Annotated in this window: 30 protein-coding genes; 20 read left to right on the top strand and 10 right to left on the bottom strand. The window is 45.3% G+C overall.

What is annotated here, in order from left to right; translation table 11 throughout:
- The first annotated feature begins 213 nt into the window (after positions 1 to 213).
- Complete coding sequence (locus FBY58_RS08175; protein WP_141920472.1) at positions 214 to 1296, top strand: glycosyltransferase; 1083 nt, start codon at positions 214 to 216, stop codon at positions 1294 to 1296.
- Here the strand turns inward: FBY58_RS08175 and FBY58_RS08170 are convergent.
- Positions 1291 to 2496 carry a hypothetical protein gene (locus tag FBY58_RS08170; RefSeq protein ID WP_141920471.1) on the bottom strand — a complete coding sequence of 402 codons (1206 nt, stop codon included), beginning with the start codon at positions 2494 to 2496 and terminating at the stop codon, positions 1291 to 1293. The two genes, FBY58_RS08175 and FBY58_RS08170, sit on opposite strands and share 6 nt — an antisense overlap.
- A 381-nt stretch (positions 2497 to 2877) precedes the next feature.
- Positions 2878 to 3819, bottom strand: coding sequence for a LysR substrate-binding domain-containing protein (locus FBY58_RS08165; RefSeq protein WP_141920470.1), 942 nt, complete (start codon positions 3817 to 3819; stop codon positions 2878 to 2880).
- Between the two features lie 191 nt (positions 3820 to 4010).
- On the opposite strand from FBY58_RS08165, the gene FBY58_RS08160 reads away from it, so the two are divergent.
- From FBY58_RS08160 to FBY58_RS08145, 4 genes are all read left to right on the top strand, one after another.
- Complete coding sequence (locus tag FBY58_RS08160; protein WP_141920469.1) at positions 4011 to 4553, top strand: peroxiredoxin; 543 nt, start codon at positions 4011 to 4013, stop codon at positions 4551 to 4553.
- 338 nt (positions 4554 to 4891) lie between these two features.
- Entirely contained in the window at positions 4892 to 5668 is a 777-nt protein-coding gene (gene epsC / locus FBY58_RS08155; RefSeq protein WP_141920468.1) for a serine O-acetyltransferase EpsC, read from the top strand.
- The gene (locus tag FBY58_RS08150; protein ID WP_141920467.1) at positions 5665 to 6009 is read left to right on the top strand and encodes a DUF2794 domain-containing protein; all 345 of its coding nucleotides are present in this window, start codon (positions 5665 to 5667) and stop codon (positions 6007 to 6009) included. The genes epsC and FBY58_RS08150 overlap by 4 nt, the downstream gene beginning before the upstream one ends.
- A gap of 119 nt (positions 6010 to 6128) precedes the next feature.
- Positions 6129 to 6614 carry a hypothetical protein gene (locus FBY58_RS08145; RefSeq protein WP_141920466.1) on the top strand — a complete coding sequence of 162 codons (486 nt, stop codon included), beginning with the start codon at positions 6129 to 6131 and terminating at the stop codon, positions 6612 to 6614.
- A gap of 3 nt (positions 6615 to 6617) precedes the next feature.
- On the opposite strand, the gene FBY58_RS08140 is transcribed toward FBY58_RS08145, so the two are convergent.
- Positions 6618 to 7829 (bottom strand): LL-diaminopimelate aminotransferase, encoded by a 1212-nt coding sequence (locus tag FBY58_RS08140; protein ID WP_141920465.1) that lies wholly within the window; start codon positions 7827 to 7829, stop codon positions 6618 to 6620.
- Between the two features lie 333 nt (positions 7830 to 8162).
- Here FBY58_RS08140 and clpS point away from each other — a divergent pair, with 333 nt between their 5' ends.
- The 7 genes from clpS to rpoZ all read left to right on the top strand — a co-directional run bounded on the left by clpS (position 8163) and on the right by rpoZ (position 13350).
- Complete coding sequence (gene clpS / locus FBY58_RS08135; protein ID WP_011241472.1) at positions 8163 to 8486, top strand: ATP-dependent Clp protease adapter ClpS; 324 nt, start codon at positions 8163 to 8165, stop codon at positions 8484 to 8486.
- A 102-nt stretch (positions 8487 to 8588) separates the two neighbouring features.
- Positions 8589 to 9869, top strand: a complete 1281-nt coding sequence (gene murA / locus FBY58_RS08130) for a UDP-N-acetylglucosamine 1-carboxyvinyltransferase (RefSeq protein ID WP_141920464.1) — start codon at positions 8589 to 8591, stop codon at positions 9867 to 9869.
- A gap of 97 nt (positions 9870 to 9966) precedes the next feature.
- Complete coding sequence (locus FBY58_RS08125; protein WP_141920463.1) at positions 9967 to 10410, top strand: hypothetical protein; 444 nt, start codon at positions 9967 to 9969, stop codon at positions 10408 to 10410.
- The gene (pgeF, locus tag FBY58_RS08120; protein WP_141920462.1) at positions 10407 to 11171 is read left to right on the top strand and encodes a peptidoglycan editing factor PgeF; all 765 of its coding nucleotides are present in this window, start codon (positions 10407 to 10409) and stop codon (positions 11169 to 11171) included. Before FBY58_RS08125 ends, pgeF begins: the two co-directional genes overlap by 4 nt.
- An 83-nt stretch (positions 11172 to 11254) precedes the next feature.
- Positions 11255 to 12364, top strand: a complete 1110-nt coding sequence (locus FBY58_RS08115; protein WP_141920461.1) for an S-(hydroxymethyl)glutathione dehydrogenase/class III alcohol dehydrogenase — start codon at positions 11255 to 11257, stop codon at positions 12362 to 12364.
- 40 nt (positions 12365 to 12404) lie between these two features.
- Entirely contained in the window at positions 12405 to 12791 is a 387-nt protein-coding gene (locus FBY58_RS08110) for a VOC family protein (RefSeq protein ID WP_141920460.1), read from the top strand.
- A 181-nt stretch (positions 12792 to 12972) separates the two neighbouring features.
- Positions 12973 to 13350 (top strand): DNA-directed RNA polymerase subunit omega, encoded by a 378-nt coding sequence (gene rpoZ, locus FBY58_RS08105; RefSeq protein WP_141920459.1) that lies wholly within the window; start codon positions 12973 to 12975, stop codon positions 13348 to 13350.
- Positions 13351 to 13444: 94 nt separating this feature from the next.
- Here the strand turns inward: rpoZ and FBY58_RS08100 are convergent, their stop codons facing one another.
- A complete protein-coding gene (locus tag FBY58_RS08100) occupies positions 13445 to 14455 on the bottom strand; it encodes a fructokinase (RefSeq protein WP_141920458.1) in 1011 nt (336 codons plus the stop codon).
- A gap of 739 nt (positions 14456 to 15194) precedes the next feature.
- Complete coding sequence (locus tag FBY58_RS08095; protein ID WP_260432159.1) at positions 15195 to 15794, bottom strand: hypothetical protein; 600 nt, start codon at positions 15792 to 15794, stop codon at positions 15195 to 15197.
- A 613-nt stretch (positions 15795 to 16407) separates the two neighbouring features.
- On the opposite strand from FBY58_RS08095, the gene FBY58_RS08090 reads away from it, so the two are divergent.
- From FBY58_RS08090 to FBY58_RS08065, 6 genes are all read left to right on the top strand, one after another.
- On the top strand, positions 16408 to 17139 hold the full coding sequence (locus FBY58_RS08090) for an energy transducer TonB (RefSeq protein ID WP_141920457.1): 732 nt from the start codon (positions 16408 to 16410) through the stop codon (positions 17137 to 17139).
- A gap of 163 nt (positions 17140 to 17302) precedes the next feature.
- Complete coding sequence (locus FBY58_RS08085) at positions 17303 to 18049, top strand: MotA/TolQ/ExbB proton channel family protein (protein WP_141920456.1); 747 nt, start codon at positions 17303 to 17305, stop codon at positions 18047 to 18049.
- 126 nt (positions 18050 to 18175) lie between these two features.
- Positions 18176 to 18655 (top strand): biopolymer transporter ExbD, encoded by a 480-nt coding sequence (locus FBY58_RS08080; protein ID WP_141920455.1) that lies wholly within the window; start codon positions 18176 to 18178, stop codon positions 18653 to 18655.
- Positions 18656 to 18720: 65 nt separating this feature from the next.
- Entirely contained in the window at positions 18721 to 19143 is a 423-nt protein-coding gene (locus FBY58_RS08075; RefSeq protein ID WP_141920454.1) for a biopolymer transporter ExbD, read from the top strand.
- Between the two features lie 327 nt (positions 19144 to 19470).
- Positions 19471 to 19677 carry a 30S ribosomal protein S21 gene (gene rpsU, locus FBY58_RS08070; protein WP_011241460.1) on the top strand — a complete coding sequence of 69 codons (207 nt, stop codon included), beginning with the start codon at positions 19471 to 19473 and terminating at the stop codon, positions 19675 to 19677.
- Between the two features lie 293 nt (positions 19678 to 19970).
- A complete protein-coding gene (locus FBY58_RS08065) occupies positions 19971 to 20528 on the top strand; it encodes an FKBP-type peptidyl-prolyl cis-trans isomerase (protein ID WP_141920453.1) in 558 nt (185 codons plus the stop codon).
- Here the strand turns inward: FBY58_RS08065 and FBY58_RS08060 are convergent, their stop codons facing one another.
- From FBY58_RS08060 to pyrE, 5 genes are read right to left on the bottom strand one after another with little or no spacing between them, the layout of a single operon-like run.
- The gene (locus FBY58_RS08060) at positions 20529 to 21647 is read right to left on the bottom strand and encodes an AI-2E family transporter (protein ID WP_141920452.1); all 1119 of its coding nucleotides are present in this window, start codon (positions 21645 to 21647) and stop codon (positions 20529 to 20531) included.
- Positions 21648 to 21656: 9 nt separating this feature from the next.
- Positions 21657 to 22532: a signal peptidase I gene (gene lepB, locus FBY58_RS08055; RefSeq protein WP_141920451.1), complete on the bottom strand. Its 876-nt coding sequence runs from the start codon at positions 22530 to 22532 to the stop codon at positions 21657 to 21659.
- A 44-nt stretch (positions 22533 to 22576) separates the two neighbouring features.
- Positions 22577 to 22981: a holo-ACP synthase gene (acpS, locus tag FBY58_RS08050; protein ID WP_141920450.1), complete on the bottom strand. Its 405-nt coding sequence runs from the start codon at positions 22979 to 22981 to the stop codon at positions 22577 to 22579.
- Positions 22978 to 23748: a pyridoxine 5'-phosphate synthase gene (locus FBY58_RS08045; RefSeq protein ID WP_141920449.1), complete on the bottom strand. Its 771-nt coding sequence runs from the start codon at positions 23746 to 23748 to the stop codon at positions 22978 to 22980. The genes acpS and FBY58_RS08045 overlap by 4 nt, the downstream gene beginning before the upstream one ends.
- Before the next feature lie 21 nt (positions 23749 to 23769).
- Positions 23770 to 24357: an orotate phosphoribosyltransferase gene (gene pyrE, locus FBY58_RS08040; protein WP_141920448.1), complete on the bottom strand. Its 588-nt coding sequence runs from the start codon at positions 24355 to 24357 to the stop codon at positions 23770 to 23772.
- Positions 24358 to 24749: 392 nt separating this feature from the next.
- Between pyrE and FBY58_RS08035 the strand changes: the two genes are divergently transcribed.
- On the top strand, positions 24750 to 25664 hold the full coding sequence (locus FBY58_RS08035) for a tetratricopeptide repeat protein (RefSeq protein ID WP_141920447.1): 915 nt from the start codon (positions 24750 to 24752) through the stop codon (positions 25662 to 25664).
- Positions 25664 to 26308 carry an LON peptidase substrate-binding domain-containing protein gene (locus FBY58_RS08030; RefSeq protein WP_141920446.1) on the top strand — a complete coding sequence of 215 codons (645 nt, stop codon included), beginning with the start codon at positions 25664 to 25666 and terminating at the stop codon, positions 26306 to 26308. The genes FBY58_RS08035 and FBY58_RS08030 overlap by 1 nt, the downstream gene beginning before the upstream one ends.
- Positions 26309 to 26313: the final 5 nt, after the last annotated feature.

Genomic DNA, 26313 nt, shown 5'->3' with positions numbered 1-26313 from the left:
CCCAAAAGATAGACGGTTGCGGGCTGGCGTCCTGCCTTTGATATTGTTCTACAAATCTGAAATCTTTTCTCGGTATGGCTTTTATCATGCTTTGCCAAACCACCTTACCCAGCGCCTTGATATCTATCGGGCATGATCAGATAAGCCAGATAGATTAACGGCTTTCGTTTTTCTTTTCTTGTTTTTGTCCCTTTTAATGATCAGACTCCTCTTATGTCTTTCAAAATAGCCTATGTTATCAATTCGGTTGAAGGCGGCGGCGCCGCGCTTCCTGTGCCTTCCATTGGTCAAGTCATCCAAAAAGGCGGCGCAGATCTGCGTATTTTTGCCCTGACGCGCCGCAATGGTCGGGCATTAGGCGCCATCCAACAAGCGGGCCTTGATGTTGTTGTACGCGAAGGCGGTGAGAAAGATCATTTAGTCGCCTATTTCTGGCTTAAAAAGCAAATTGAGGCTTGGGGCGCGACCCATATTTGGACGTCGCTCTCTCGTGCGACATTATTAGGCCAAATGGTCGGACATCATTATCATTTGCCGGTTATCAGCTGGCAACATTCTGCCCGCCTCAAAAAGATCAATGCTTTCCTGTTGCGCCATTTTCAAAAGCGATCGGCTTTTTGGATTGGCGATTCTCAACAGGTAACAAAACTCACAGGCGAAAGGTTGAACATCCCAGCTTCGCGTCTTTTCTGCTGGCCAATTTTTCGGGCAAATCCTGATGCCCCGACAGCCAAAGAATGGCATTCTGGCGAAGTTTTACGGATAGGAACATTGGGGCGGCTCCATCCTTGCAAAGGCTATGACCTTCTGATTGAAGCCATCAAAGAAGTGAAAGCCAAAACGCGTCTTCCCTTTACCCTCGATATTGGCGGGGAAGGGCAAGATGAAGCCAAATTATCAGCCGCTATCAAAGAAGCCGGTTTACAAGATACAATCCGTTTAGTGGGCTATGTTGACCAGCCACAAAAATTTCTGGCTGGCCTCCATCTTTATGTTCAGCCTTCTTATTGGGAAGGTTTCTGTGTCGCCGTCCATGAAGCAATACAGGCCGGTCTTCCTGTCATCGCTTCAGCCGTGGGTGAAATTCCTCATTCTGTCGATGATCGTGAAACCGGTTTTTTGGCACCTCCCTATGATAAAGAGGCTTTGGAAAAGGCTTTTCTGGAAGCCTTGGCACAACCAGAAAAGCTATTCTCCATGGGACAGAAAGGGCGTCAAAAATTATTCCGGTTTTTAAATCCTGAAAATTTTGAAAGAACAGGACTTAAAATTGTTTCCGCTCTTCAAAAATTATGAGCTTTGCTTCTGCCGCTTTTTCTCCATGTCACGGGCTATTTTTAAAATAGCCTGCGCGGCTCTGGCTTCCGAGCTTTCTTCCGTAAGATTAAAACTCTGATCGAATAGGAATTCTTGGACAGGTTTATAAATATCAGCATGTCTTTGGCTGCTATTTGCCAAAGCTGTATCAAGATTCTCTATATCAGACAGCACATCCCCAGTTTTCCAATGGAGATAATTGGGATCATTTTCCCAGTCTACGTGATGACTATTAAGGAAAATGCTGGGGCGTGGGTGATATAAAAATTCGTAGATCTGGCTAGACACATCTCCCAGATAGATATCTGCCGCCATCGTATAGGTCATATCATTCGAGGCAGAGCTTCCAAGATCGATATGAATATTGGGCGCATCCCAGTATTTTTTCTCGATTTTTCCAGGTCTTTTCAGGCGTAGCTGGTCAATTGTCAGAACAAAAGGCCGATGAAACAGCATGACGTGCGGCGCAAAAATCAGATTGTAGCGATCACTATTCAAAAAATAATCGAGCACTTTTCGTCCATCTTCATACCATGAAGAAAGATGAGGTGCAGGGTGCGGATTATATAAGACCGTTGGGCGACCATTGGCCTGTATGGGTAATAAAGGCGGTTTTTCGGGTAAAATACTAAATTTGGGATAGCCGATTACTGAAATTTTATCAGGGCTGACACCCGCATCTTGAATAAGACGGTCTTTGATTTTGGCGCCAGAAACCAACACATGGTCAAATAAGGCACTTACTTTATCAAATCCTACTGCTCGATCTCCTGCACCGTGACGCGTATGAATGATCTTTAAATGTTCTAGATTGTAGCGGCTTTTTAGGATGAGGGATGTCTTTTCCGAGACAACCAAAATGTCCAAAGACCGAAAAAAATCAAGATTGTCCTTATAAATGCCAAGCTTTTTAGCTGGAAGAAATTTTTCAAGTGTGTAGGCGGCAAGCCGAGTAACGGGATTCACCAGCTTTAATTCAACTATGGGAATATCTGGTTTTTGTAATTTGGCCGCAAGCCGTCTGATTTCCTGCGTCAGATGATCGTTAGTTGTTGCAATGATAATATCCAGCTCAGGCGCAAGCTGCATCAGAGCGATAGCCGTAGGGAGAGCATGGGCAATTTGATGTGCCTGATCGTGATTAAATAAAAATGCAATTCTAATTGATTCAGAGGCCATGCTTTAAGTCGTCCCTAAAAACAGGAATTCTGTATAAACATTTTTATTCGGATCATGTGAAAGACCGGATATCATTCTCTATGACTATCTGACTTTAGCTGATCTCGATTGTTTATCCATCTTTGCTATTATTTTTTACAAGACCGTTATCTAAAATCTAAAAAAGCCGATTTTATGACAAAATATTTTTAAATTTGAAAATAAAATTCAAGAGAATAAAATAAATTATCAAAACTATCTTTTTTCTATTTTTAAGAATTTTAAAAAAGATATCTTTTGATGTGAAAATTGAAAGATCATGAGCTTTTAATAATAAAAAAGCCGGCTTCTTCCATTGTGAAAGAAACCGACTTTTTAATCTTTAAAAATTTGAAAATCTTTTTAAGCAGCGCCGCTGGCTTCTTCCAAAAGTCCAAATTTTCTCTGGTAAATGTTAGTCAGTGTTTCTGCGAGCAAGTGGAATTCTTTCTCACAGGGGCTACCTTTACGCCATACCAAAGAAATCGTTCTGGAAGGATGCTGAGACGCCAATGGCCGTGCATCAATATGGGTATTATCCAATAAGCCTGCATCAATTGCCATTTTAGGCAACAATGTAATCCCAAGACCGTTATCGACCATTTGCACCAGCGTGTGCAAAGAGGTTCCCATCATTGTTGCTTCCGCCCTTAATTCAGGACGGTTACATGCTGCAAGAGCGTGATCTTTCAGACAATGACCGTCTTCTAATAACAAAAGCCGTTTTTCGTCGATCTGATCAGGCGTAATTACGTCAGGCAGATTAGGATTTTCGCCCTGCGGGAAAGCCACATAGAGCCGATCTTCAAATAAATCGACCGAAGCAATGTCACCACAATGATAAGGCAAAGCTAAGAGAACACAGTCAACATGCCCACGATGCAGAGAATCGCAGGCTGCATTTGTGGTTTCTTCCCGAAGAAAAAGTTTTAACTCGGGCCATTCCGCTCTTAAATCTGGCAAAATACGCGGCAATAGAAAAGGCGCTATCGTCGGGATAACGCCCATCCGCAGTTCGCCACAAAGCGGTTTGCCTGCAGCGCGCGCCATATCACTTAATTCTTCAGCTTCACGAAGCACACGTTGTGCTTTTTCTGAGATACGCAACCCCAGCGGGGTAAAACGGACTACGCGGCGTGTTCTTTCAACCAGCGTAACTCCAATCAGAGACTCAAGCTCACGCAGTCCTGCCGACAAGGTTGACTGGGTTACGAAACAGGCATCGGCTGCCCGTCCGAAATGTCCGTGATCCTTGAGGGAGACCAGATACTGCAGTTGTTTGAGCGTAGGGAGGTAAGTCGTCATTATTGTCCCTCTCGATCAATGCAAGCTTCATAATCAATTTGATCACAGAAGAGCAACTGTTATTTATAACATCAGTTGTAAAACAAATATGACCTTACGATAGCTTGTGACTGTGTTTTTGATTGAATGGCTTTACGCTTGTAACATTATAGCCGATATCAATCGTATTTTGAAATTTGGGAGTATTAGAAATGCTTACTGTTGGTGATAAATTTCCTGCCTTGAAATTACCTGTTCAGCAGGGTGTTTCAGCCTTGCCGAATGGCGAAACTATTGACCTTGGTGAGACAAATGGCAAGTGGAAGGTTGTCTTTTTTTGGCCGATGGATTTCACTTTTGTCTGCCCGACCGAAATCGTCGGCTATAATGACATCAAAGAAGACCTCGCTCTGCGCGATGCCGTTTTGATCGGTGGTTCTTGTGATACCGCTTTTGTCCATTACGCTTGGCGGAAGTCAGACGAACGTCTTGCCAATGCTGATTTCCCGTGGATTGCGGATAATTCCAAAAAGCTCGCCTCTGCTTTGGGTATTGTGAATGAAGAAGCCGGCGTTGCTTATCGGGCTACCTTCATTGTTGATCCGAACAATGTGATCCAGCATGTAACAGTCAATTCTTTGAATGTTGGTCGTAATCCAGCGGAAGCTCTGCGTGTCTTGGATGCGCTGCAGACCGACGACCTTTGCCCTTGCAACTGGCATAAAGGCGAAGAGGTTCTTGACCCGAACGCCTAATAGCCAAAACTACCCCTCCTAGTTTAACTTTATAAAAGCAGTCCGATTTTTAGCGGGCTGCTTTTTTTGTGTCCTCAGTCTAAAATATGAGATGCGCAAAGAAACAGGCTTTCATCTTTTCTTGGAATAAAATTTTTCGTTTTTTATGGCCAAAGATAGATTTTTTTTCTAAAACTACAGCTTCCTCTTTGTAACGAAGCGCCAATGAGAGGATCTGATATCTTTTCCATTTTTTAGATGGATCAAATTTTTACGAAAAGAGCTGTTTCAGATTATAAAAAAGACGTCATATATTAGACGTCTTGATCGAACATCTCTTTTCAAAGAGAAGCCAGTTTATGTTCAATTCTTTTGTTTCTTATCTTGAATCCATTAAAATGCGTGACCCGGCGCCGCGTTCGCGTTGGGAAATCCTGCTCTATCCCGGTGTCTGGGCTTTGGTTTTTCATCGCTTGGCACATTGGTTATATCAGGGGGAATTGTATTTTCTGGCTCGAATCGTCAATCATTGTAGCCGCTTCTTAACCAGTATTGATATCCATCCAGGCGCTAAAATAGGTCGTAATTTCTTTGTTGATCATGGTTTTGTCGTGATCGGTGAGACGGCGCGCATTGGGGATAATGTGACCCTCTATCAATGTTCGACATTGGGAGGCACCGATCCTTCAAATGGTATCGGTGGGAAACGCCATCCGACTCTTTGTGATGGCGTTATTGTTGGATCGGGGGCGCAAATATTGGGGCCTATCGAGATAGGCGAAAACGCCCGTGTCGGTGCCAATGCTGTGGTAACGCGCGATGTAGAAAAAAATGCCGTTATGGTGGGCATTCCTGCACGATCGATTCATGAAGAAACCTCCGATCTAAAATCAGAAACTCCCAAGACTGAATTTGTCCCCTATGGAACGCCTTGTGATGACCGCAAAGATCCTAATCTTCAGGAACTCCATGAAATTCATGCTGAAATTGATGCGCTGAAGCAAAAAATAGCGAGCTTTGTTGCTTCTCAAGAAAAAACAGACCGCGTTCATGATTCTGATAAAAATTTACCAGAGGTCATTCCTGACAAGATTCGCCTTGATAAAAAAGGTGGAGAAAGCTTTCCTGCCGAATGAGTGTTGTTACGCCAATTTCTTCCCTGTCGCGCTCATCTAGCCAAGTCGGCTTCACGCGACCTGAAATTTTACGGTTAATGGATATCTACGGGCGCATGGTATCAGCTGGTCACTGGCGTGATTATGCCCTTAGTTTTGAATCTTCCAAGGCGTCTTTTGCGGCATTTCGTCGAACAGCAGAGCATCCTGAATGTCGGATCGAAAAACAACCAGCTCTTCGGTTAAAGCAGGGTATGTGGATTCTGTATGGCGAAGGAGGACAAGTTCTAAAACGTTCGCATGAATTGGGGAATGTGTTGGCGCCTATAGAGCGCCGTCTGATCAAGCTTATTGCTGATTGAATCCGTTTATTGTTATTTATCATTGTTAAAATTTTATTAAAAATTTAGCTTTTTCTTGTGTCTTTTTCCTTTCTGCTGCATGAACAAGAATAGGAATAACTGCTAAGGAAAAGGCTGTAGTGTTAGAAAATACCGATTCTGGTTTTCATCTGTCTACCAAAGGGCGGTTTCATACACTTTATATTTTGCCTTTATTATTGGCCATTCCTGTTGGCTTATTGGCGCAGGCTTCGGCTTTTCACCAAAAATATTCTACCTATGGCCATTGGCAAAATATTCAGGAATCCCAAGCGGATTTCCTCAATGCCCATGATGCTTCATCTTTTACGGTAAAATGCGACAAGGCCGCGCAACGCCTTGTTTTAACTTTCAATAGCTATTCTGATTCCCATTTGCATATCGAAGCGCGTGGTTTCTCTGAACATTACACGCTTATTCCAGATGAAAAAGGCAAGATGACGCTGGTCTTCAAACCCCATGATAGCTTTATTAAAAAATTATCCTCTGGAACGACTTCTGTCACCTTCGAAGGCAGTAAATCTCAAAAATGGGTAATGCAGAATAACCGTCAGCTTTCCCGCATTACCCAATATTGTTGGCATTAAGATTTATTCAGCCGCAATACTGTCATTGGTGTTAATACCCAGTGACGAGAAATAGCGTTTAATATTACGGGCAGCCTGACGAATACGATGTTCGTTTTCGACAAAAGCCAAACGAACATAGCCTTCGCCTTTCTCACCATAGCCTACACCAGGCGCAACAGCGACCTTTGCATGGGTAAGCAATTGCTTTGAAAATTCGAGACTACCTAAATGCGCTAATTCTTTTGGCAGGGGTGCCCATGCAAACATTGACGCCTTTGGTGCCGGAATTGGCCAACCCACGCGGGTAAAGCTTTCCACCATTACATCACGCCGCCGTTTGTATAATTCGCGGTTCTTTTCGATAATCTCTTGTGGGCCATTGATTGCGGCAACGGCAGCGGCCTGAATAGGCGTGAACGCACCATAATCAAGATAGCTTTTGACGCGGGTCAGAGCCGCAATCAATTTTTTGTTACCGACCGCAAAACCAATACGCCAACCGGCCATTGAATAGGTTTTCGACAAAGAGGTGAACTCTACAGCGACATCTTTTGCACCGGGAATCTGAAGAATCGAGGGCGGGGGATTGCCATCAAAATATATTTCGGAATAGGCTAAATCGGACAATACCCAGATGTTATGCCGACGGGCAAAATCAACAACTCGTTCGTAAAAAGCCAGATTGGCCACTTCTGCGGTCGGATTCGATGGATAGCCGATAACCATCGCACTCGGTTTTGGAACCGTAAAATTAACCGCGCGCTCCAGATCTTTAAAGAAATTTTCATCCGGAGTGGTCGGGATAGAACGAATCGTTGCACCCGCAATGATGAAACCGAACATGTGAATCGGATAACTCGGATTCGGTGCCAGAATGACATCACCCGGTGCAGTGATAGCCTGTGCCAGATTGGCCAGCCCCTCTTTTGATCCCAAAGTCACAACGACTTCACTATCGGGATCAATATCGACACCAAAACGGCGCTGATAATAAGCAGCCTGTGCTTTTCTCAAACCGGGGATACCACGGGATGCAGAATAGCCGTGTGCATCCGGTTTATTGGCAACTTCTGCTAATTTATCAATAACATGGGAGGGGGGTGGTTGATCCGGATTGCCCATACCAAGATCAATAATATCCTCTCCTGCCGCCCGTGCAGCGGCCCGCATCGCGTTTACTTCGGCGATAACATAAGGGGGCAAGCGACGGATGCGGTAGAATGGCTCGGACATTTTTACTCCTTGGCCGAATAATAAATTGGTTCTTTGTTTTAACGATATGCTTTTATTCGGGGAGCGTGACTATAGGATTTTCTATAATAGATAGTAAGATACTATTCGGAATTTTAAAAAAAACTGGCAAAAATTTTATGTTGCCTAAAGACGTTTCCAAGATATTTTTTGTCGTGTTTTATGAATAATAGCGTTCAGATCACCTTGTTTCTGATAAAGAGCGGTGTCATATCATTGACAAATTTTAAACCCGAAATTGGCGGTCGTCTCTTTGTATAACCAGAGTTCTGGCATGCCGTCTTATATATTAACAATCTACAATCCGGGGGTTTTATGAGCGGCGACAAGGATTTTGATAAGGATAGTGATGTCACAGTCATTACCCGCACCACGCCCCAAACGAAAAAGCCACAACCCTATAAGGTCTTGATGCTGAACGACGATTACACACCCATGGAATTTGTGGTGCTTTGTCTTCAGCGTTTTTTTCGTATGGGCATTGAAGATGCAACCAAAGTAATGTTGCAGGTTCACCAGCGTGGCGTCGGTATTTGCGGCGTTTTTACCTATGAGGTAGCCGAAACCAAGGTTAATCAGGTTGTTGATTTTGCCCGTCAGCATCAACATCCTTTACAATGCACCTTGGAAAAGGCCTGACCCTATTTTCTGGCAGGCAACTGGATCAAAAGGATTGTAATTTTCTCTGATATTCTAGGCTAAATGCTTGGCGCTGCGATAGTTTGAAGATAGAAACGGGCTATGGATCGTATCAAAATTCGCGGTGGCCATCGCTTGAAAGGCCAAATCCCTATTTCCGGTGCTAAAAATGCCGTTTTGGCGTTAATGCCTGCCAGTCTTTTAACCAGTGAACCTTTGACGCTTATCAATCTTCCGCGTCTCGCGGATGTCGATAGCTGCTGCCATCTGTTGAATGAATTAGGCGTTTCAACGATGGTCGCCCGTAGTAAAGGCGCACATCCCGGACGCGAAATTACGTTGACGGCGGATACTATCGCTTCAACGATTGCGCCTTACGATATCGTTCGAAAAATGCGCGCTTCGATTCTGGTTCTTGGGCCTTTATTGGCAAGAGAAGGCGAAGCCACTGTTTCTTTACCGGGTGGTTGCGCTATCGGGAATCGTCCGATCGATTTGCATCTCCGTGCATTAGAAGCCTTGGGCGCTGATATTGAATTAGCTGCCGGATATGTTCGGGCAAGGGCTCCTGACGGTGGCCTCCGTGGTGGTATTATTAGCTTTCCGGTAGTTTCTGTCGGTGCAACTGAAAATGCCGTCATGGCAGCTGTTTTGGCCCATGGCGAAACCGTCATTAACAATGCCGCCCGTGAACCTGAAATTGTTGACCTTTGCCATTGCCTCATTGCAATGGGTGCAAAAATCGACGGAGTCGGGAACAGCCGTCTGGTTATTCATGGTTGTGATCGTCTCCATGGCGCCACCCATGTGGTTATGCCTGACCGGATTGAAGCAGGAAGCTATGCTTGTGCTGCGGCCATTACAGGCGGTGACGTTTTATTGCAGGGCGCGCGTTCTGCTGACATGGCCGAAGTCTTGGTCGAGCTGAAACAAAGCGGCCTCAATATCTCCGTAGAAGAAGAGGGCATCCGTGTTCAGGCTGATGGCCCGTTAAAGGGCCTAACTTTGTCTACTGCGCCATTCCCTGGCTTCCCGACCGATATGCAGGCGCAATTTATGGCGATGCTGGCTTTAGGACAGGGTACCAGCGTTCTCACTGAAACCATCTTTGAAAACCGTTATATGCATGTCCCTGAATTAGTAAGGATGGGGGCTGATATTCAGGTTAAAGGGCGGGTCGCTGTTGTGAAAGGCGTCTCTGGCTTGGTCGGAGCCGAAGTTATGGCAACGGACTTAAGAGCTTCCATGAGCCTGATTATCGCGGCGCTCGCTGCCGAAGGTGAAACGCAAGTCCACCGTGTCTATCATCTTGATCGCGGTTACGAACGGCTGGAAGAAAAACTCTCGGCTGTTGGTGCTGATATTGAACGTATTGGCGGTTAATCCTCAAAGAGCTGGATTAACTTCCAGCTCTTCCGCTTTCAAAATAAGACGAGCGGATATTACGCATTCTTTTTTCTTTTCTTGTATCGAGTAGCTAATGACAGGGTCTGCGCATTTGGACGATCATAAAATAAATCCAGCGGAAAATAAGGCTCCGTTACCAGAAGAAGACCCCTATGATCAGCTTGAGCCCGCCGCTAAAGCGGCCGCTATTCGTCGCTTTCATAAACAACGTCTATTTTTGCTCCTAATGGGCGCTCTTGCGTGGTTGCTGGCAGCTTTAAGCTGGCGACTAGGTCCTTCTGCCCATGCGATGGGACTCGCAAGATTGACTTGGGCGCCTTCTTTCCTGACCTTTTTTGTTTTATGGTCTCGAATGCCTCGTAATATGCGGAATTTTGTTATCCGTGCGGTCATCTTCCCCAAACTGAAAGCGCTTTTTTTAGTAAGGGATCTGATGCTGCCTTGCCTGTTTTTTGGTCTCTCCCTTTGGGCAGTAGGACAGGCTTTTAATCTGCTACCTTGGGGACGCATTGGATGAGTAATTTACCACCTTTTTATGAATCCTCTGTTCTGTCTGGAATTGCGCATGGCTTTTTAGGTCGGAAGGGCGGCGTTTCCACAGGTATTTATCAAAGCTTGAATATCGGTTTAGGCACAAAGGATAGCCGCGCTGATATTGCCGAAAATCGGCAACGCGCTATTTTTGCGGTTGCGCCATCTGCGGCGTTGGTCACTTTACGGCAGGTTCATTCTGCTACCGCCGTTTTTGTTGATAAGCCCGTTGCCGATGATGATCGCATTGACGCGGATGCTATGGTTACCAATCGGCCCAATCTGGGATTGGGTATTCTGACGGCTGATTGCGTGCCCGTTCTATTTGCAGATCCCATTTCTGGTCTGATTGGTGCGGCTCATGCGGGGTGGAAAGGTGCTGTGGCTGGTGTCACGGATGCAACGATCGATCTTATGGTCGAAAAGGGCGCATTAAGGCATAATATCGTCGCTGCCATTGGCCCTGCCATTCAACAGGCTTCTTATGAAGTCGATGACAGTTTCTATCAAAAATTCGTCGCCGATAATTTAGGCAACCAAGCCTTCTTTTTGAAGGGACGTGTCGGACATTGGCAATTCAACTTACCGGCCTATGTTGAAAAACGGCTTAAAAAAGCTGGGTTGGGTATGATTAGCCGATCTTCGCTGGATACTTGTCAAAATAGTGAGGCATTTTTCAGTTATCGTCGTGCCTGCCTTTCCGGTGAGCCCGATTATGGGCGCCAAGTTTCAATTATTGCGCTGTAAAATAGCTTAGACTCTTATTTCAGGCGTAAATATTTCAGTGCCTTTCATCTTCTTATAGAAGATTGACGGTCAGGGAGCCTTTCATGAAAACACGTGCTGCTGTCGCTTTTGCCGAAAAACAACCCTTGGAAATCGTCGAACTTGACCTTGAAGGGCCCAAAGAGGGTGAAGTCCTAGTCGAAATCATGGCAACCGGTATTTGCCATACAGATGCCTATACTCTGGGTGGTTTTGATAGCGAAGGTATCTTTCCTGTTGTTTTGGGGCATGAGGGTGCCGGTATCGTGAGAGACGTCGGAAAAGGCGTGACGTCAGTGAAAGCGGGCGATCATGTCATCCCTCTTTACACGCCAGAATGTCGGCAATGTAAAAGCTGCTTATCGGGCAAAACTAATCTCTGTACCGCTATTCGTGAAACGCAGGGTAGGGGCGTTATGCCTGACGGCACCACCCGTTTCTCTTATAAAGGACAACCTATTTATCATTATATGGGTTGCTCAACCTTTTCGAATTTTACGGTGCTACCTGAAATTGCGGTTGCCAAAATTCGTGAAGATGCGCCTTTTAAATCGGCCTGCTATTGTGGCTGTGGGGTATCGACCGGCGTTGGTGCCGTCATCAATACAGCCAAGGTCGAAGCAGGTGCGAATGTCGTCGTTTTTGGCCTGGGGGGCATTGGTCTCAATGTTATTCAGGCGGCTAGAATGGTTGGTGCTGACAAGATCATTGGCGTCGATACCAACGATTCAAAGGCCGAATGGGGACATCGTTTTGGGATGACCTCCTTTGTTAACCCGAACAAAATTGACGAAGATATTGTTTCGCATTTGATCCGATTAACGGAAGGCGGCGCGGATTATACCTTTGATTGCACAGGCAATACTGACGTCATGCGTCAGGCGCTAGAAGCTTGCCATCGGGGTTGGGGCGTTTCCGTTGTGATCGGGGTCGCTGACGCTGGGAAAGAGATTTCGACTCGGCCATTCCAATTGGTTACTGGACGCGTTTGGAAAGGCTCAGCTTTCGGTGGCGTAAAAGGCAGAACCGGCGTCCCGAAAATCGTTGATTGGTATATGAAGGGCAAAATTGAAATTGACCCGATGATTACCCATGTATTGTCTTTGGAAGAAATCAACAAAGGCTTTGATCTGATGCATGAAGGCAAATCAATCCGTTCTGTTGTTCTTTTCTGATTACCTGTCCTGTTAACCTGTGGATATAAAGGTCGGTTCAATGAGTAGTATTCTGACACATCTGACAATCGGTTCAAATGATCTGAAAAAAGCGCGTGCGTTTTATGATGCCATTTTGGCACCTCTCGGAATTAAGCTCATTCGCGAGGTCGAAGGACAGCGTCTTGCTTATGGAAAAGACGGCGAAGAAGGCCGTATCATTATTGTTAAACCTATTAACGGAGAAGTCGCTTCCGCCGGAAATGGCATAACGATCGGTTTAGCCGCTCCTTCCGATCAGGCCGTTGATGCTTTCTATGAAGCTGGATTAGCCAATGGTGGTAAAGACGCCGGTGAACCAGGCCCACGTCCAGCTGCTAATAATTCTCGCGGGGCTTATTTATACGATCCCGATGGTAACAAAATTTGCGCCTTTAATTTTAAATAACGCCTATTAACGCAGGGCTATAAATAAATAGCCCTGCTTTTTTGGTGGTGATATTTGTCATTTTTGCTTTCGCCTTGATAATAAATTTATCAGGGCTGTTTTTGGTGATGAATATTTTTGATTTTTAGGTAAAAGTCTGATACCTTTCACCATCCTTCTTTGCATATAAATGGAGCGAGCTATGGCGCGCGTAACTGTCGAAGACTGTATCGATAAAGTTCATAATCGTTTCGATTTGATCTTATTAGCAGCTCAGCGTGCTCGCCAGATTTCCGGTGGTGCTGAACTGACGCTTGATCGGGATCGTGATAAAAATCCAGTAGTTGCTCTGCGTGAAATCGCAGAAGAAACAGTTACACCTGTGCAATTACGTGAGGCTTTGCTGAATGATCTTCAGCAGGTTCACTTGGACGATGATGATGTGCCGGATGAAGTCGGTTCGCTTTCGGCTTCTGCCGAAGCTTTACGCTTAACTGCGGAAACACCGGCTCGTAACCAGACGTCTTCCCGTCGTGCAGCTGCCGCAGCTGCCGCAGCTGCGGCGGTCGATTACGACTGATCTTGCTATTTTTTGAATAGCTTAAGTTAAATAAAAGCCGCTTCTAAAAAGAAGCGGCTTTTATTTTTCCGATCCTGATTAATATATCAGGAAATTATTCTGCAGGCTGTCTGGAAGTAATGGTCGAAGAAGAGGATAAACCACCTACATCTTCAAAACCTTCTTTGACATCTGCAAGCTGTGCATTGGAAGGCTTGTCCACATTATTTTTTGCGGCCAATGCCAAAGCAAAAGCACCCATCATACCGGCCTGATCGCCTAATCCTGGCAATACGATGATTTTGCTAAAGTCTGCACCACCGAAATAACCATTGGCAATTTCAGCCGTCTGACGACGGACAGAATCCAGCATACCTTCAACATGCATGACGCCACCGCCGAAAACGATACGTTCTGGTGAAATAAAGGCCTGAAGCGTTACGTTGAAATGAGCCAGATAGAAAGCAATGATTTCTCTTGCTTTTTCAAATTCCGAAGGGCTCATTTCATTAAGCGCTTTACCCCAGCGTTTGCGAATAGCCGTGCCGCTGGCAAGACCTTCATAGCAACCGCCATGGAATGGGCAGCAGCCTTCAAAATCGCGATCATCAGGGTGACGGATAGGAATGCCATGACCCATTTCAGGATGAGCCAGACCGTGAATTGGCTTACCATCAATTAATACACCACCACCGAAACCGGTGCCGACAGTGACATAAACCGATGTGCCGGTGTTCTGCGATGCACCCCAGCAATGTTCAGCGATAGCTGCACCGTTAACGTCCGTATCGATTTCGATCGGGCATCCGAACGCTTCTTTGAAAGGCGTTACAACGTCAGTATCTGGCCAGAAAGGTTTCGGGGTATTCGTGATGTAACCCCATTTCGGGTTTTTGCGATCCAAGCAAAGCGGGCCAAAAGTCGCAATACCGAAAGCTGCATAGGAATCAGCATAATCGGGAAGGGCTTTCTTGAAGAATTCAATGCTTTTACCAAGCGTTTCTTCAGGGGTTGTGGTTGGAACACGTTCCACAGCCAAGACCTGCCGGTCAGAGTCGATAAGGGCGAGCATGAATTTCGTTCCGCCGCCTTCAATGCATCCATAAATTTTTTTATCGTTTTTCATTATTCTCACCACTCACAAAATCACCCCGTATCACGGAGGTAAATGCTGTCCGTTCGCTTTAAATTATGTAGGCGGTTTTGATTTTTCAGATATGTCAAAAGGCATTTCCAATAAATCAAAATTGACTACCAGCGATTCGGCCAACTGATAGGATTATAACTAAGTTTTCCTTCTTAATTAAGGAAGATATCAAAAATATTTTCCAAATATTTTCTTTTGTTAATTAAAGTAATGTTAATTTTTTTTGAGAAGTTTGAAGTAAAAATTATATTTTTGTATATATTTAAAAGTAAATTAATAGGGAATTAGATGTATTTTGTTTTTTTATGGAAATAATTTGGATATCGTGAATCTCGGATGGTTTTCTTTTTATCGAAAGAAGTGTTGTCGATTTTAAAGTAATATTTTGTTATTTTTCTGTGATTTTCTTGCCTGTAAATAATTCTCTCTTGTATTATTTGTGTTTTTTTATGGAAAAAATAAAAGTTTTTTTGTCAACGTTGTCATGAAATATTTGTTTTGGATGAAAAAATAAGTAATTTTGATTTTTGATAAAATGAAAGACGATGATTTTTATTGTAAAAAAGTAAATTTTATTTTGTGTTTTAATAAAAAAATCGTTGTTTTTGAAAATGATGAGCTTTCACGCACCGGTATTCTCAATCCTTATAATAGATAATTCAGAATACCGGCATTCAGGCACAAAAGTTTTTCGAATATTTCCCAATATTCTAATTTTTTATTTAAAATGATGGTTGCGACTGCACGAACCCAATCCAGAGAGAACAACTTTATAATCATCAATGACGGCCATCATATCATGCTCGGATAATGTCGATAAAACGGATTGTGGAATATTCCGAGGTAATCCACAGGCCAACCGATACCATAAAAGGCTATTCGGAGCGGGGGGCGTTGCGGCTTCATCTGTCATTTCACCTAACGCAACAGCCCATTGCGGCTTTTCCTGTGGTCGGCGTAAAATATTCAAAGAGATCGGTTGCTTGCTTACGGTTTGCAAAAAGATCTGGGTTTCACTTTCGCCCGGTACTGAACCCGGCACGTAAAAGGCACTCGTGATAGATGTGATCTGAGGTGCAGGTGCATTTGAAAGAAGGTCACGGGTGATCCCACTTACGACCGCTTCACTCTTCGCATCCCAATCAAGATTGGAGTCTGGTCGGGTCAGCATGATTTGATCAGGATGCCCTGATACCGGCTGTCCAAATATTAAAAAACGGGTTTTTTCAGGAATGCGTTTTGCACGCCCTTTGTTATCATTCGCGACATCAAGGAGATAAGAAATATTGTTAGCAATTCCGTCGGCACCGCGAATCAATGTGGAAACTTTGGCTTCAATATAAAATCGGGTTTTACCTTCTGGTAAATCAGGTGCGAGTTTCGAGGATAATTTTTAGCTCTCGTGACCTCGATTGAAGCAACAATCGGAGACATAAGGGTAATATCCACAAAGTCGGCATAAGTAAAAGACGATTCAGATATAATTTTTACTTCCTGATTCGTTTCTGCTTGCGCCACCATAAGAGGTGATAAACTTAAAGTTGTTAGTAAAAATACATTTCTCATCCATTTCATTATGTCATTCCTTGATATTTATTTTATGACTTGATTTATAGTTTATTTTTTATTTGATTTTATCATTTGTAACAAAAATGAAAACTTTTTTTGTTAAAAAATACCCTCTTGATTTTTAATAAAATACACTCTTGTAATCATATGATAAAGCAATTGCATGTCTCCCCTTGTCACGATAAGATCGGGACGTAGAGCCGTTCGCGGCCATGGTCGTCTAAGATTCCATTTATGATAGGGAACATGAATGGTTATCGACAATCACGGAACTTGCGTGTGTGCTCGTTATGGGGGATTCGATAAATTCGACTGTCTGGCGGGTGCCACAGCTTGAGGACTGGAGGGAGTAAATTTCCTGAATGGCTTACGCTGATCAACAACCAATGAGCCGACGTAAAATCGTCGCTATCGGCTTAGTGGTGGTGGTTCATATAATACTTATTTATGGCATGGTCTCTGGCTTAGCGGTCAAAGTCTATAAACATGCCACAACAGATTTGAAGGTGTTTGATGTTAAAACACCGCCACCACCGCCAAAGCCGCCTGAACCGCCCAAAAAAGAACAGCCAAAAATTGTTCAAAAACCAACACCACAGCCGAAACAGACCACGCCGCCACAGATTGTAACGCCTCCTGTCAAAGTCGATGTTCCTCATGTCGAGGCTCCGGCTATTCAGACGGTTACTAGTCAACCCGTGGCACCGATGACCGCACTTGCCGGGCCAGTCGGTAAAGGGCCAATTGGTCCACCTTCGGTCGGGACACCCGATGGTACGGGACAAAGTGGTGGTGTAGCATCCGCCGCCCGTCCACATGGTGATCAAACCCAGTGGGTTACTCAGGATGATTATCCATCCCGAGCCATGCGTGATGGTAAATCCGGTGTAACCGCCATTGCCTTCACCATTGGAACCGATGGGCGTGTTTCACAATGCCATGTTACTTCATCAAGCGGGACTCCCGAACTTGACGAGGCAACTTGTAAATACTTCACAATGCGTGCGCGTTATTATCCGGCAAAAACAGCTTCCGGTGATCCTGTCGCAAGTACTGGTGTACAGCGCATTATTTGGCGTATTCCGGATGATTGATCGGGATAACTTGACTATAATAATGCGTAAAATTGGTTCACAAAATTGCGCATTTGATAGTGTAATATTTTAAGAAAATGCGATTTACTTTTTAAAAAGTGCTTCGCAAATTCTCATTTTAATCTTGATATCATCTATATTTTGCTAAGAGGAAATACTAGTCATGGCTACCCCAGCAGCTCCTGCCGTCGATGCCAGTGCTTACGGTCTTACCGGTGCCCTTCAACAGGGGGGTGCTCCGACATGGACGGTTCTTATTATCTTGGTATTGATGTCTGCCGCTTCCTGGTACGTAATCTTTACCAAATTGTGGGAGCAGCACCGCGTTCTAGCTCAAAGCCGCGCAATCGGTGCAGCATTCTGGAACGCCTCGTCTTTGAAAGACGCTGGCAAAAAACTCGAAGAAAATACGGCTTATCGTCAGATTGTTGAAGATGGTCTGGATGCCGATGCACAATACGTCAAAATTCCGAATGCTATCGATCAGCATGAATGGCTGAATGATTCACTGGAACGCAGCGTTGCTTCTATTAATGCTCGTCTTGGTTCCGGTTTGGCCATTCTCGCAACGGTTGGTGCAACCTCTCCGTTCGTTGGTCTGTTCGGTACCGTTAACGGTATTTACGGCGCCTTGGTTCAGATTGGTGCTTCTGGTCAGGCTTCTATCGGTAAAGTTGCCGGTCCTGTCGGTGAAGCTCTGATTATGACTTCCATCGGTCTTGCCGTCGCTGTGCCTGCTGTTTTGGGCTACAACTGGTTGAGCCGTCGGAACAAAACTATTGCTGAACGGATCGGTTCTTTTGCCATTGATGTTCATGCTTATCTGGTTTCAGGCGGCGCAGTCCGTCCTGAGTTCAAGAAAGCTTCACCTGTTGCAAGCGCGAACAAACCGGCTCCGGTTAAGCATTAAGCCCCGGCCGTTTTTTGACCGGAGGAAAATTTTCTTCCTCCGGTCACATTCCTTCAAAAATAACGTCTTCTCCAAGACTGTTATTCAAGGATGACCAGACAATTGATGCTATAGGAACTATCACCAATGGGAATGAGCTTAGGAGGGGATGATGATGCCCCAATGTCAAACATCAACACAACGCCCCTTGTGGATGTTATGCTGGTGTTGCTCATCATTTTTCTGATTACGGTCCCGGTGGTGGTTGAAACGGTGCCGGTTAAATTACCGGACACCCGTTATGAACCAGCTCGAACTCAACCGGAAGACGTTGCTCTCTCGGTCAGAGCCGGCCCTAACGATGCTTGTGAAGTCTATTGGAATTTGACGCGTGTTAATTCGCAGGATTTAAGTGATCGGGCTGTCAAAAAACTAAAATCCGAGATCGATCGTCAGGGTGGCCCCCATACGCCGGGACTGCTTTTACCGGAAGTTCATATCCGCGGGGATGTTAACACGCCTTATCGTTGTATCGGGGGTGTTATCTATACCATGCAGGAAGCCGGTTTCGCCAAGGTCGGATTTATTTCTGAACCGCCTCCCGGACCTGTACCGGCAGATGAATAGAGCAAACACTTATTTCGTTTTCTCCGTATCATCTTATCGATGATTTAATTTAAGGAGTTTTGGCTATGGCGATATCGGCCGGCGGCGACAGTGACGAACCGATGATGGATATCAATACGACACCACTTATTGATGTCATGTTGGTGTTGCTGATTATGTTCATTATTACCATCCCGATTGAGACTCACGCTGTAAAATTAAATCTTCCGCAGAATAACTCGCAAAATCAGGATCCGATTGATCCGGTTAAAAACAAAATTATGATCGACGCATCGGGGATCATTTTCTGGAATGGCAAGCCGACGGAACTTGCTGATTTGCGCCGTTATCTGGACGAAAGCCAGACGATGAATCCTATTCCAGAATTGCAGATCCAGCCAGATCCGCAGGTTCGCTATGACGTTGTGGATAAGGTTCTCGCCGAATGCAAAAAAGCTCAGGTAGAAAAAATGGGCTTTGTCGGAAATGAAGCATATCGCGCTTTTTGATAGGCCAATCGATTCTATCGATATAGCCAGATTTTTCTAAAGTGCCGCTAGTATATCGGGAAAGTAATGCCGGAAATCTGGATAGAGTTTTCTATCGCAAGATTTTCGGCATTGTTTTTACTGTTTTTTTTAACACCATATGCTATAAATTTTTTGAATTTGCCGAAAGATGGCGCAGAATTGCTTGTGGAATCATTCGTATTTTGATAAGCGCCCCATCTGAATATGTATGCCGGATGTCTGGTATATTAACGAATTTATGCGACAGGTATTTCGAAGGGGAGTCCTTTGGGGTATTTTTCTGTCTAGCAGGAGATATGAATTCTTATGCAGATCATCGTTCGCGACAATAATGTCGATCAAGCTCTTCGCGCCCTTAAGAAAAAATTACAGCGTGAAGGTGTCTATCGCGAGATGAAACTGCGTCGTCACTATGAAAAGCCTTCTGAAAAGCGCGCGCGTGAACGTGCTGCTGCTGTCCGTCGTTCCCGCAAGCTGGAACGTAAACGGGCAGAACGTGATGGTATCCGTTAAGTTTTAACTGGATACACCTTCTTGATCTAACCTGATCCAAGAAGCGTGCCTGTTTCATATGATAAATCGCCTCCCTTTTATGGGGTGGCGATTTGTTTTCATTTATTCGGGATGTTTTAACGACTCCCGAAAAAATGAATAACAAGTGATGACGTTTGTTTCGTTCAACGCTAACGGGCGAGTTGTGGCAATTGCCTTTCCTGATCAAATCAGTTCAGGTTGTCATTTACTTTACCCAACAGTGTGATGCTGAAAATCGTCCTTGGTAACGATAATAATATTTAAGGAATGACATGGCCTCTGATCAGTCTTCTTCCTTGACGTCTATCGGGCGTGCAATACGTTTACCATTACTGGGTGCGGTTTTTCTTGCTGTCGCCGGAGCGGGTCTTGCTTTGGCTGGGACAGCTTCGCCTTCGCGGCTAGCGCAATCACCTGAAAAATTTTTGGCTGATAATGAACACCATTCAGGCGTTCAAAAAACACCATCCGGCTTGCAATACAAAGTCATCAAAAACGGAAAAGGCGCTCAGCCTAAAATCAATGATGTGGTTTCTGTCGAATATCAGGGCAGCCTGACAGACGGCACAGTCTTTGATTCTACAGCCCGTAATGGGGGCGCGCCGGTCATGATGCCGGTTGCAAGAGTAATTCCCGGCTTTTCCGAAGCTTTGCAGCTGATGAAGCAGGGCGGTCGATACCGCTTCTGGATTCCTCCTCAGCTTGGCTATGGTGCCGAAGGTGCAGGGGGCGTTATTCCGCCGAACGCTGTACTTATTTTCGATGTGAAACTTGTCTCTGTTGTGCCCGCACCGCCTGCGGGGGCTATCGACCTACCTTCAGTACAATAATCAATCTTTGTTTTTATTCTCTTTGTTAAACATAAATTGTTTAACATGATTACGCTGCTGATGTTCTTCCCGCTCAGTCACGATTTTTGAATATTCCTCAAGCGATACCTTCGCGATAGCAACGAGCGGGTCAGCCAAAGCCAACCCCATCACGCCAAAAAGAGCGCCTAGCAAAATCTGGGCGCCTAATTCCAAGGCCGGAGGTAGGTTGACAGAGCGGCGTGCAACGATAGGCACAATCAGATAGCCATCAATCATTTGCACGATGGCATAGACACCCATAGCCCAAAGACCGGTCTGAACGTTCTGGCTAAATCCAACCAAACATATCAACAGACCTGATATCAACGCGCCAATATTAGGCAGGAACGCCAGCAAGCCCGTCAACAAGCCCAAAAGTGTTGCCATTGGGACGCCAGTAGCCAATAACAGCAACCACGTTCCTACGCCCTCTATCGCCATGCCTAGAAGGCGTCCGGCCATTAACCGCCGTAAGTTATTATTGGCGATATTAAAGATACGGTAAAAATCTGGGCGTTTGGCAATCGGGATCATCCATGCAAAGCCCCGTTCGTAAAGATGCGGTTCAATGGCAACAAAAATACCAATGACTAAAATCATCGCCCCGCCAGAGACCGCACCAAGGGCGTTGCCAACAAAGGCGCTCACTTCACCGAATGAACCAAAAAGCCGCTGGGCAATATCGCTGCTGGAAACATGGGGCGACATCAACCCATTGCTGACTAACCAGTCGCGAATATGAATAAATTGAGTGGATAAAGTGGACTGCAAAGCATCCAGCTGGCCGCCTAATTGATAGACCGCCAGATATAAAGTGAATGCCAGAAAAATAGCTACACAGATGCAGACGATCGCCAATCTATATCCACGTCCTATTTTTAGGACATGGCCTAACAGGCGCGTGCCGTCATCCAATAGAGAAGCAAAAACCAGACCGGCAATGATAAGAAGGATCGGCTGGATAAGGAGGCAAAGCAATGCTGCACCTCCCGCCATTGAAATCCAGACTGCGGCCTTTTTAAATTCCCGCGTCGTGAAATCATGGAAGAGATCACTAGGACCGGGCTTTTCCGGTGGTCGCTTCTTTGTTTCCGGCATTTAAAAACCTTATGGTTTGGCTGCGGTTGGATGAAGATTGACACCACTTCTACCGGCACGGAAAGATTTAAACCAGCTCAGCGGATTCCAAAGTTTAGCAGAGCCATCCAGTGAAAAAGTAATGAATTCGGCTCGTCCCCCCAGACTTTCGACCGGAACGGGGCCACCTAATCCATGCTCTTCCAACGGGAAACGACTATCTGCCGATTGATCGCGATTATCACCCATCAAGAAGACATAACCGTCCGGAATTGTGACCGGTCCATAGTCATCTGCCTGCGGGATGTACCCCAGATCCAAGGTTTCATAACGAACGCCATTCGGTAGAGTTTCCTCGATGCGTGGCATTTTACAATAAAGCCGCCCATCTTTCGTCACCTGCTCCATGGCGAGGTAACCATTGCTTTCGCAAGGCATGTTCTGATCTATCGGAATCATGGCCGGTGCCATCATTTTCCGTTTAACGGGCTTACCATTAATAATCAGAATACCATTCTCAACCGAAAGTGTGTCACCCGGTAAACCGATAACGCGTTTGATATAATCACTTTTCTGACCACGCGGCACAACGATAACAACATCGCCTCGTTTTGGCATATGGCCAAAAAGCCGACCATGGAAAAAAGGCAGAAAATGAAAAATCGGTGACGCATAAGACCAACCATAAGGATATTTGGAAACGACCAAACGATCCCCATTTAACAAGGTCGGCATCATTGATTCTGACGGAATGTAGAAAGGTTTTACTAGAAAGCTCTGAACGATACCGACTAAAAGTAAAATATAAAAAATGCCTTTGATCTCATGCCATAAATTGAATTTTTTTGGCATGTCCTCTGGTGACTGGCTCATCTCGCCGTTGTCTAAACTTTTATCGTGATTCATTCAGGCTTTTACCTTTTTGAGTCAGGTTAATTATATCATTGAAGTTATTCAGGGTAGGCTTCGATTACAACGAAAGCTAATGCCCACGGTTGGTCATCACTCAGACTAAGATGAATGGAGATGTTATGCCGTGGCGGTTTCTTTTCCTCAAGTAAAAGCGCAGCCTTTCCCGATATATTAAGACGTGGTGCGCCTAACTTGTCATTCGATATGCTGATATCTTGAAAAGATATCGAATGGCGAAAGCCCGTCCCCAAAGCTTTTACAAAAGCTTCTTTCGCTGCAAAGCGTTTGGCAAAAAAACCGGCCTTTGTCATTGAAAAAGCCGAGGATGCTTCAATTTCTTCACAAGAAAACAGGCGTTTTAAAAAACGCCCGCTTTCCTTTTTATCAAGAATGGTCGCGATACGATCAATATTACAAAGATCTGTGCCAATGCCTATAATCATAGGGGAATATGTTTAACCAAGAAATCAAGCTTATCTTCAGCACGCGCGGCATCCATCAGATAGCGCATCCGCTTGATACTGGCTTCCAGCCCTATGAAAATTGCTTCACCGATCAGGAAATGCCCGATATTCAATTCGGCGATTTCATCTAATGCTGCAATCGGCATCACATTTTCATATGTCAGCCCATGACCCGCATGAACTTCGATATTCAGGCTTTTTGCAAGCTTAGCAGCTTGCTCTATGCGAATCAGTTCAGAGGCAAGCTCTTCATTAACGCTATTGGCATAATGGCCGGTATGAAGCTCGATAACAGGCACATTCAGCGCCTTTGCCGCTTTGATTTGGGTTTCGTCGGGTTCAATGAACAAACTTACCCGAATACTCGCAGCCGTTAGCTTTTCAACAATCGGCTTTAACGTATTGATCTGGCCAGCGGCATCCAAACCGCCTTCGGTCGTCTGCTCTTCACGCTTTTCAGGAACAAGGCATACGGCATGTGGACGATGTTGGAGAGCTATCTCCAGCATTTCTTCTGTTGCTGCCATCTCCAGATTCAAGGGAAGAGTAATCCCTTTCTCCAGATTATTCAGATCATCATCGCTGATATGACGGCGATCTTCCCGAAGATGGGTAGTAATACCATCGGCACCCGCATGAGCCGCCAATTGAGCGGCTCTTACCGGATCGGGATGTTCTCCACCACGGGCATTACGAATAGTGGCAACATGGTCAATATTGACCCCAAGCCTTATTCTCTTAGTCATTTCGTCCTCTTGAGCCTAATTTTAAGCGGGCTTAGCCCGGCTGCCGGGTTTTACCGCAGGAATCGCGGCCAGTTCCGGGGGAAGCTCATCGACAGCATAGGTCGGGACATCCAGTTTCAGCAAGGGAAAGAAGGGAACATCAAAGCCCGCTTTCCCATTAGAACGATCTACCAAAGAAGCCGCCGCAATAACCTTGCCGCCAGCCTTTTCTATCGCATTGATTGTTTCACGTGATGACAAGCCCGTCGTGACGACATCTTCTACCATCAAGATTTTTTGACCTTCGGTGATGGAGAAACCGCGACGCAGTTCAAAAACACCGGTTGGGCGTTCCATGAACATGGCATCGACATTCAACGCACGGGCAACTTCCTGACCGATGATAATGCCACCCATGGCAGGAGAAATAACGGCAGAAATTTCCTGTTTCAGGCTGTCAGGGATTCGTGACACCAAAGTGGAAGCAAGCCGTCCAGCCCGTGCCGGATTCATCAAAACGCGGGCGCATTGCAGATAACGAGGCGATCTTAAACCGGATGAAAGAATAAAATGACCTTCCAATAAGGCACCCGCATCGCGGAATTCAGCTAATATCTCTGCATCTGTCATGTTCGATCTTTCGTTAGATGTAATCGGACGAAGCCGGAATGGTTATTTGGATCAAGATAGCTCCGGCATAAAACGCAGCCGGTCTTATCGTTCTTGTTATTCTTCTACTAGCCTTTTCCTGTAACGAATGTCCATTTGTTAGCAAGATCAATTGGTTATCTTAAAATCGCTTATAACTTATGAAAAATCATCGCGAACAAGGCAGGATAACCCTATCGCCTTTTTGGAAAAGACATTGCTGGAATTTGATCGGGGTCCTTTGAAAACATATCTATTTCAAAGATAACCGCATTGATAATTTCATCCCCAATCAAGCCTGGGCGGGGGTTGGCAATTTCTTTTCTTTCCCCACATAAATACACAATGAACGGGTAATAAAAAGGACGCTGATTGTGTCAACATTAGGACTAAGCAGCACTGATCAAAAAGCGATTGAGAAGTTTCGTCGTGAAGCGGTTGAGCCATCCGAGACAAAGCTTGTTCTGCTTTATTTTACAGCAGCATGGTCTAACCCTTGTAAAACATTCGGGGAGATGCTGGCGAATTTGGCCAAAAGCTACGCCAGCAGGGGCGTTGTTTTATGCACATTCGATATCGATGAAAATAAAATCATCGCAGATCAGCTAAGGGTGCAATCGGTTCCTACCGTTTATGCCTTATTCCAAGGGCAGTTGGTTGCTGACCTGACTCCGGCCAATAGCGAACAGCAGCTTAAAGAAGCTCTCGATCAATTATTAAAACAGCTACCAGTTGTTGCCGATAACGACATTTCGGGTGATATCGAACAACTGCTGCCGATAGGTAATAAAGCGCTTGAAGATGGTGATGCAGAGACGGCTGTCGCTGTTTTCGGTCAGATCTATGATATGACACCGGAAGATGCTGTGGTCGCGGGCTCATATGCGCGGGCGCTTATTTTGGCAGGGCAGCTTCAAAAAGCAGAAGCCTTACTGGCAGCTTTGCCCGAAGAAATGAAAAACAAACCGGATATCCACCGCGCCGATACTGCACTGGCTTTGGCAAAACAGGCGATGTCTGTTAATGTTGACCAGCTCGAAAACCTGCGTGCCAAGGTTGAAAACTATCCGGATGATGATGAAGCCCGTTTCGCACTGGCTTGTGATCTGATAGCTGTTAGTGATCGGGACGGTGCGGCTGATCAATTATTGGCTATTCTGGCACATAATCGTGACTGGAATGAGGGGGCAGCACGCACTAAACTTCTTCAACTTTTTGAGGTTGTTGGCATTGAAGACCCTTGGGTGGCAGCCCAGCGGCGTCGTTTGTCAGCTGTATTATTTCGCTAATGACTATAAAGACCTTTACAATACCTATTTTTCCATTGCCGGGGATCGTTCTGTTTCCGCGTTCGGTACTGCCTTTGCATGTCTTTGCTATGCCCTATCGAACGCTCGTTTCAAATGCGCTTGTCCGTGATCGCAGAATTGGCATTATTCAGCCACGTCTGGGTATTGGAGAAAGCCTGAAACGCGAAACCCCGCTTTATTCCGTTGGAAGTGTCGGCCAGATTACCGATGTCGAAGCTTTGGATGATGGCTGCTTCAACCTTGTGCTAGAAGGTATCAGCCGTTTTAATCTCGTGAATGAAGTAGAGTCAGATACACCTTTTCGTCAGGTAGAGGCCACGCTTGAAGGCTTTGATGACAAAAAAATGCCAAGCCCGCTCGATCTAGCACTTCGGTGCCAGATTGAAGAAAGGGCGCATTGGTTTGCTCAAACACAAGGCCTGAATATTGATTGGCAATCTGCCGACCAATTGGATGACGAATCTTTGATGAATAACATCATCCAGCTTTCACCTTTCGATACCGCTATCAAACAAGCTTTGCTGGAAAGCACTGATCTAACAGAACGGGCAGGGCTCTTAATGAGTGCGCTTAACTTCTTTGGTCATCAGCAAGGCGAAGATAAAAGAATGACGCTTCATTAAAAACA

This window comes from Zymomonas mobilis (assembly GCF_006715975.1).
In the GTDB taxonomy this organism is placed as follows: domain Bacteria; phylum Pseudomonadota; class Alphaproteobacteria; order Sphingomonadales; family Sphingomonadaceae; genus Zymomonas; species Zymomonas mobilis_B.
Note: the sequence above shows the minus strand (reverse complement) of the source record. Positions and strands in the feature narration are given on the sequence as shown.